The organism is Bacteroides muris (ex Afrizal et al. 2022) (assembly GCF_004793475.1).
Lineage (GTDB): Bacteria > Bacteroidota > Bacteroidia > Bacteroidales > Bacteroidaceae > Bacteroides > Bacteroides muris.
Map to the genome: position 1 here is coordinate 1 of NZ_SRYZ01000136.1, position 496 is coordinate 496.

General features: G+C 54.4%; 1 protein-coding gene. It reads left to right on the top strand.

Annotated features, from left to right (window positions below; genetic code table 11):
* Nucleotides 1–496, top strand: a 496-nt coding sequence (locus E5355_RS19220) for a sigma-54 factor interaction domain-containing protein (RefSeq protein WP_136011572.1), incomplete at both ends; no start/stop codon positions are given.

Below are 496 nucleotides of genomic sequence, written 5' to 3' on the forward strand. Positions count from 1 at the left end.
ATGAGCGTGCTGATATTCGGGGAGAACGGCACGGGCAAGGAGCATATCGCCCACCATCTGCATGATAAAAGCAAACGTTTCGGCAAGCCATTCGTGGCTGTGGACTGCGGTTCACTCACCAAAGAGCTTGCGCCGTCTGCTTTCTTCGGACATGTCAAAGGCGCATTCACGGGTGCGGACAGTGCCAAGAAAGGCTATTTCCATGAGGCGGAAGGTGGTACGCTGTTTTTGGACGAAGTGGGTAATCTCGCACCGGAAACCCAACAGATGCTTCTGCGTGCCATACAGGAGCGGCGATACCGCCCCGTTGGTGACAGGACGGATAGAAGTTTCAATGTCCGTATTATCGCTGCTACCAACGAGAATCTGGAAAAGGCGGTCAATGAGAAGCGTTTTCGGCAGGATCTATTATACCGCCTGCATGACTTCGAGATAACCGTCCCGCCGTTGCGCGACTGTCAGGAGGACGTCATGCCGCTGGCTGAGTTCTTCCGTG